Annotated in this window: 7 protein-coding genes; 5 read left to right on the top strand and 2 right to left on the bottom strand. The window is 64.7% G+C overall.

Going from position 1 to position 6,482, the window contains the following annotated elements:
• Positions 1–55: 55 nt before the first annotated feature.
• Together hemJ and RI841_RS00140 are read right to left on the bottom strand one after the other, a co-directional pair.
• Positions 56–487, bottom strand: coding sequence for a protoporphyrinogen oxidase HemJ (gene hemJ / locus RI841_RS00145; protein ID WP_310703486.1), 432 nt, complete (start codon positions 485–487; stop codon positions 56–58).
• 9 nt (positions 488–496) lie between these two features.
• On the bottom strand, positions 497–2,269 hold the full coding sequence (locus tag RI841_RS00140) for a chloride channel protein (protein WP_310703485.1): 1,773 nt from the start codon (positions 2,267–2,269) through the stop codon (positions 497–499).
• A gap of 128 nt (positions 2,270–2,397) precedes the next feature.
• Between RI841_RS00140 and argC the strand changes: the two genes are divergently transcribed.
• The 5 genes from argC to RI841_RS00115 all read left to right on the top strand — a co-directional run bounded on the left by argC (position 2,398) and on the right by RI841_RS00115 (position 6,341).
• Positions 2,398–3,432, top strand: a complete 1,035-nt coding sequence (argC, locus tag RI841_RS00135; RefSeq protein ID WP_310703484.1) for an N-acetyl-gamma-glutamyl-phosphate reductase — start codon at positions 2,398–2,400, stop codon at positions 3,430–3,432.
• Between the two features lie 105 nt (positions 3,433–3,537).
• Complete coding sequence (gene erpA, locus RI841_RS00130) at positions 3,538–3,891, top strand: iron-sulfur cluster insertion protein ErpA (RefSeq protein ID WP_310703483.1); 354 nt, start codon at positions 3,538–3,540, stop codon at positions 3,889–3,891.
• Positions 3,892–4,005: 114 nt separating this feature from the next.
• On the top strand, positions 4,006–4,773 hold the full coding sequence (locus RI841_RS00125; RefSeq protein WP_310703482.1) for a transporter substrate-binding domain-containing protein: 768 nt from the start codon (positions 4,006–4,008) through the stop codon (positions 4,771–4,773).
• A gap of 110 nt (positions 4,774–4,883) precedes the next feature.
• On the top strand, positions 4,884–5,555 hold the full coding sequence (locus RI841_RS00120) for an amino acid ABC transporter permease (protein ID WP_310703481.1): 672 nt from the start codon (positions 4,884–4,886) through the stop codon (positions 5,553–5,555).
• A 12-nt stretch (positions 5,556–5,567) separates the two neighbouring features.
• Positions 5,568–6,341 carry an amino acid ABC transporter ATP-binding protein gene (locus RI841_RS00115; RefSeq protein WP_310703480.1) on the top strand — a complete coding sequence of 258 codons (774 nt, stop codon included), beginning with the start codon at positions 5,568–5,570 and terminating at the stop codon, positions 6,339–6,341.
• Positions 6,342–6,482 lie beyond the last annotated feature (141 nt).

Below are 6,482 nucleotides of genomic sequence, written 5' to 3'. Positions count from 1 at the left end.
CCGGACAGCACCAGCACCGTCGGCAGGTGGGGGGAGAGTTCGGGAGAATCCGCCATCAGAACGGTTTCAGCACGGCCAGGAAGATGATCAGCAGCAGGGCGATGACCGGCAACTCGTTGAACCAGCGGAAGAACACATGGCCGCGTCGACAACGCGATTCGGCGAACTGCTTGAGGTAGATCAGGCAGACATGATGATAGCCCACCAGCAACGCCACCAGCAGCAGCTTGGCATGAATCCAGCCCTGGGCGAGCCAGGCGGGATTGAGAACCAGCAGGGCGCCTCCGAACAGCAGCACAGCGATCATCGACGGGGTCATGATCCCGCGGTACAGCTTGCGCTCCATCACCAGGAAGTGATCGATGGCCTGCTGCTCGCCCCTGTCCCGCGCCATGGCGTGATAGACGTACAGGCGCGGCAGATAGAACAGGGCGGCAAACCAGGTCACCATGGCAACCAGGTGCAGGGCCTTCATCCAAAGATACATGACGACTCCTCAGCCGTGGGTCGAATCGGAAAAGCGGTAATAGCGCTCGATGGCGTCGCGGGTGATGATACCGGAAATCCGCTTCTGCTTCGGCCGATGTCCGTGCTCCACGTAAAGGGCATCCAGCGCCTTGTCGTTGAGCCGTTCGAAAGCCTCGGTGAGCGTCGCCTGCAGGTGGATCGGTGCCATGTCCAGGCGCTGGCCGGGGATCTCCAGCAGGTCCAGCAGGACGCTGTCCTCCTCCGACTGAGGCTCGTCATGTTCCAGCAGCCAACGAGCCAGGTCGGCCGCCTTGAGCGCCAGGGTCGGCTTGTCGTCCGTGGAACGCTCGATCAGCACCCAGGCAGGATTGGACTCGAGCAGGGCACTGGCCTGATCGCGGGTCACCATGCGCGAGGTGCGCACCAGGCGACGCTCCATCACTGCCGGGACCGAGACCCGCGACAGCGCCTGCATCAGGGGCTGCTGCAGCGGGTGCAGCCCCTGACGGGTCTGGGTGAGGAAGAATCCCTGGCTGCGGCTCAGCTGCCGCGCTGTGAGGCCGGCCACCACCACTGCCAGCATCCCCGGCATGATAATGCCGGGATTATGGGTGAGCTCGAGCAGAGCCATCAGAGCGGCAAGGGGGGCCTGCAGCACGGCCCCCATCATGGCGGCCATGCCCAGCAGGGCATAGACCTCGGGAGCCGAGGCTCCCACCGGCAGCAGGGCCTGGCCGGCCAGGCCGCACAGAGCACCGGCCGCACCGCCGACCACCAGGATGGGGCCGATGATGCTGATCGGGATGCCGCAGGCCACGGTGAAGGCCGTGAGCAGCAGCTTGCCGATAGCCACCGCCAGCAGCACGTCCACTGCGGCGGCCCCGCCCAGAGCCCGCTGCAGCGTGTCATAGCCCATCCCCTGCACCTCGGGGTACCACCAGGCGACACCTGCCACCGCCAGCGCCGCCAGGGCGAAGCGCAGCGCCATGGGCAGCCGCTTGAGGCGCTCGTGTCCGCGGGCCACATGCACGAAGAGTGCCGCCAGCAGCCCGATCAGCAGGGCAGTGACCAGGATCCAGGGTAGGTCCAGCAGGGATCTCAGGTGCAGATCGGGGATGCCGATGGCGGGTTCGGGCCCATAGACCAGCTGGGCCACCACGGCGCCCATGGACGACGCCAGGATCACCGGCATGAAGCCGATGATGGTGTACTCCATCATCACCACTTCCATGGCGAAGATGACGCCGGCGATGGGCGTATTGAACGAGGCCGAAATGCCCGCCGCCGTGCCGCAGGCCACCAGGACCCTGAGGCTGTTGTGGGGCAGGCGCAGGTACTGTCCAAGGCCGGTGGAGGCCGCCGCCCCCAGGTGAATCGCCGGCCCCTCGCGTCCGGCGGAAAGGCCACCGATCACCGACACCACGCCCACCCACCACTGGGCCAGCCAGTTGCGGAGCGGGAAGCGTCCCTGATGATAGGTCAGCCGATCGATGACGTGGACCACGCCGATACGCCGTCCCTCAGGCGGCAGGCGAATGAGCCACAGGCCAATCAGGGCCGCCGCGACCAGGGGCATCAGCACCCGAAGGGCCGACGGCAGAGCCTCGAAGGCCTCGGGGTCGCCGTCAGGAAACAGCAGCATGCCGCCCAGCGACAGCAGCAGACGGAACACCACCATCAGCCCGCCCGTCACCAGGCCCGATACCACGCCCAGCACGCAGAGCTGCGGCAGGGCGTCGACGTTGGCCAGCTGGCGACGGAAGCCTTCCAGGCTGAAGTCGGGTAGCGAGAGACGCGGCACGGCGACGATCCTGTTCGACCTTGCTGGGGGGACCCGCCAGGCTGGGCCTGGGTAGGGCGCGTCTCTCTTGTGTATCATATCCAGGGACACAGATCCCAGCGTCACCTCACCAACCCCAGGAGGCCATCGTGATCAAGGTCGGAATCGTCGGCGGCACCGGTTACACCGGCGTCGAACTGCTCAGGCTGCTGGCCCGTCACCCGGACGTAGCGGTGGACGCCATCACCTCACGCTCCGAGGCCGGCATGGCCGTCAGCGAGCTGTATCCCAACCTGCGCGGCCACTACGACGACCTGGCCTTCAGCGAGCCCGATGCCGATCGGCTGGCCCGCTGCGATGCCGTCTTCTTCGCCACCCCCCACGGCGTGGCCCATGCCCTGGCCGGCGAGTTGCTCGACCGGGGCACCCGGGTCATCGATCTCTCGGCCGACTTCCGGCTGCGCGACACCGAGGAGTGGGCCCGCTGGTACGGCCAGCCCCACGGGGCCCCCGAGCTGCTGGGCGAGGCGATCTACGGCCTGCCCGAGGTCAACCGCGAGCACATCCGCCAGGCGCGACTGATCGCCGTGCCCGGCTGCTACCCCACCGCCGTGCAGCTCGGCCTGCTGCCGCTGCTGGAAGCGGGCGTGATCGATACCGACCATGTCATTGCCGACTGCAAGTCCGGCGTCACAGGCGCCGGCCGCGGTGCCAAGGTGCCCTCCCTGCTGGCCGAGGCCAGCGAGTCCATGAAGGCCTATGGCGCTTCGGGCCACCGCCATTTGCCGGAGATCCGTCAGGGACTGACCGAGGCCGCCGGAGGCCCGGTGGGCCTGACCTTCGTGCCCCACCTGACGCCAATGATTCGCGGCATCCACGCCACCCTATACGGCCGCCTGACCGCCGACCCTGGCGACCTCCAGACGCTCTTCGAGCAGCGCTTCGCCGGTGAGCCTTTTGTCGATGTGATGCCGGCCGGCAGCCATCCCGAGACACGCAGCGTGAAGGGGGCCAACCTCTGCCGCCTGGCGGTCCACCGTCCCGGTGATGGCGACACCGTGGTAGTGCTCTCGGTGATCGACAATCTGGTCAAGGGCGCCTCGGGCCAGGCCGTGCACAACCTCAACCTGATGTTCGGCCTCGACGAGCAGGCCGGCCTCGACGCCCCGGCCATCATGCCCTGAGCCGCACCACACGCGACTCGCTCCCCAGCAAAAGTTGACCCTTTTGCTGGGGATTGTGGATAATCCCCCCTGGCAAGACATTCATCGATCCAGGGGAGGTCACCCATGAGTGGTGCCGAATCCTTCGTTCCTACCCCCTTGTTGCTCTCGGACAAGGCCCGAACCCGTCTGGCGGCGCTCATCGAGGAACAGGGCAACCCCAGGCTCAAGCTGCGGGTCTATGTCACCGGCGGTGGCTGCTCGGGCTTCCAGTACGGCTTCGACTTCGCCGAAGAGGTCGCCGACGACGACACCCTCGTCGAGTTCGGCCGGGTCGCCTTGGTGGTTGACCCGCTCTCCTACCAGTATCTGGTCGGCTCCACCGTCGACTACGAGGAAGGGCTTGCCGGCGCCCGTTTCCTGGTACAGAACCCCAACGCCACCACCACCTGCGGCTGCGGTGCCTCCTTCATGGTCTGACCGCCAGCGTTAGCTCAGCGACGACGGCATCCTAATCCCTCCACTTGACGCTTCCCCGGGAACTCGCCATGGTTTGGGGCGTAATCCACAACAAATTTGTCTATGGGGAATCGTATGAAACGCCAACTGAAGACCGCCTCCCTTGCCGCCAGCGTCGCTCTCGGGCTGGGGCTGGCCGGTATGGCCAGCGCTGACAACCACGTCCTCGAGGTCGTGACCGACCCGAGTTTCGTGCCTTTCGAGATGATGGACCAGGAGACCGGCGAGATGGTCGGCTTCGACATGGACATCATCAGTGAGCTGTCCGAACGCGCTGGGTTCGAGTACAACCTGCGTACCATGGACTTCAACGGCATCATTCCTGCGGTGCAGACCGGTAATGTCGACATCGCCATTGCCGGTATCACCATCACCGAGGAGCGCGAAGAAGTCGTCGACTTCTCCGATCCCTACTACGACAGTGGCCTGCGGATTCTGGTCGGCGCCAACGACGACAGCGTCCAGGAGCTGGAGGACCTCAAGGGCAAGAAGATCGGCACCAAGGTCGGCTCCACCAGCTACGACTTCCTCGAAGAGAATCTGGGCGACGAGGCCGACATCACTCCCTATCCGGGCAGCAGTGACATGTACATGGCCCTGCTCGGCGGCAGCGTCGATGCGGTCTTCTACGATGCCCCCAACGTCGGCTACTTCTCCCAGACCCGTGGCGAGGGTCGCGTCAAGGTCGTGGGAGACCTCTACGAAGGCCAGCAGTACGGCATCGCCTTCGCCGATGGCAGTGAGTGGGTCGAGCCGGTCAACGAGGCCCTGGCCGCCATGAAGGAAGATGGTACCTACGACGAAATCCACGCCAAGTGGTTCGGTAGCGCCAACGGCGAGTAATTTCACTCGCCTGTTGATCGCGGGGCCGGGTCTAGCGCCCGGCCCCGTTGCGTTGCGTACCCGGCGCGCTCCCCCCTGTCGTCACCCCCGTGCCTTGACGGAGAAACCTAGTGGACGTCACCTTCCAATTCGACTGGCAGGCGGCCTTTGCCTCCATTCCCCATCTGTTACCAGGGATCCCCTACACCCTGCTGATTTCCTTCGTGGGACTGGCCATCGGCTTCATCATCGGCATCATCTTCGGCCTGCTGAGGATCAGTCCCGTCAGCTGGCTGCGGGTTCCCGCGATCACCTACATCGAGATCTTCCGTGGCACTCCGGTACTCGTTCAGGTGCTGTTCATCTTCTACGGTCTGCCCCAGTTGCTGGGCGGGCCGATCAACGCCCTGGTGGCCGGTATCGCCGCCATCGCGGTCAACTCGGGCGCCTACATTTCCGAGATCGTGCGTGGCGGCGTGCAGTCCATCGACCGAGGCCAGAAGGAGGCCGGACTCTCGCTGGGGCTCTCGCGCCGCCAGACCTTCCGCTACATCATCTGGCCCCAGGCCTTCCGGCGCATGATCCCGTCCCTGGGCAACCAGGGCATCATCAGCATCAAGGATACCTCGCTGTTCTCGGTGATCGGGGTCGGAGAACTGGTCCGCCAGGGCCAGGTCTATATCGCCACCACCTTCACTGCCCTGGAGGTCTACCTGATGGTCGCCATGCTCTACCTGGCGATCACGCTCTCCTTGTCGTTGGTGCTGCGCATCATCGAACGCAAGGGCCTGGCCGGACAATAAGGAAAGCGCGACATGAACCAAGACAAGTCCCCTTCCGGCGCCGACCCCATCGTGCGCCTGGACAAGGTCAACAAGTTCTTCGGTGACCTTCACGTGCTGAAGGACATCGACCTGGAAATCTCGCCCGGGGAAGTGGTGGTGATCGTCGGTGCCAGCGGTTCAGGCAAGTCGACACTGATCCGCTGCGTCAATGGCCTCGAGGAGTTCCAGCAGGGCCATATCGAGGTCGATGGCAACGAGTTGCTGCCCTATGGCAAGGCTGGCAAGGCACTACAGAAGATCCGTACCGAGGTTGGCATGGTCTTCCAGCAGTTCAACCTCTTCCCGCACCTGAGCGTGCTCGACAATGTGACCCTGGCACCCATGAAGGTGCGTGGCTGGAGTCGCCTGGATGCTATCGAGACGTCCGAACGACTCCTCGAGCGAGTGGGCATCAGTGACCAAGCGACCAAGCATCCCGGACAGCTCTCGGGCGGACAGCAGCAGCGCGTGGCCCTGGCCCGTGCCCTGGCGATGGAACCGCGCCTGATGCTGTTCGATGAGCCGACCTCGGCGCTCGACCCGGAGATGATCGGCGAGGTCCTCGATGCCATGCGTGAGCTAGCGCGAGAGGGCATGACCATGATGATCGTGACCCATGAGATGGGCTTCGCCCGGGAGGTCGCCGACCGAGTAATCTTCATCCACCAGGGTGAAATCGCCGAGGAGGGTCCGCCCGAGGAAGTCCTGGACCGTCCTCGCAACAAGCCTACCCAGCAGTTCTTGTCTAGAGTACTCAAGCACTGATCCACCCTCCCTGCATTGTTCTGAACGGGCCCTGTCGTTATCGACAGGGCCTTTTTTTCACCTGTGGACAGAAAATCCTTGAAGCCAAGTGAAATCCGCTTGTAGCCCCCGTCATGCGGGAGAATAGCCGCGTCACGCCAG

The sequence above is a fragment of the Halomonas sp. genome (assembly GCF_031581305.1).
Classification (GTDB): domain Bacteria; phylum Pseudomonadota; class Gammaproteobacteria; order Pseudomonadales; family Halomonadaceae; genus Halomonas.
Note: the sequence above shows the minus strand (reverse complement) of the source record. Positions and strands in the feature narration are given on the sequence as shown.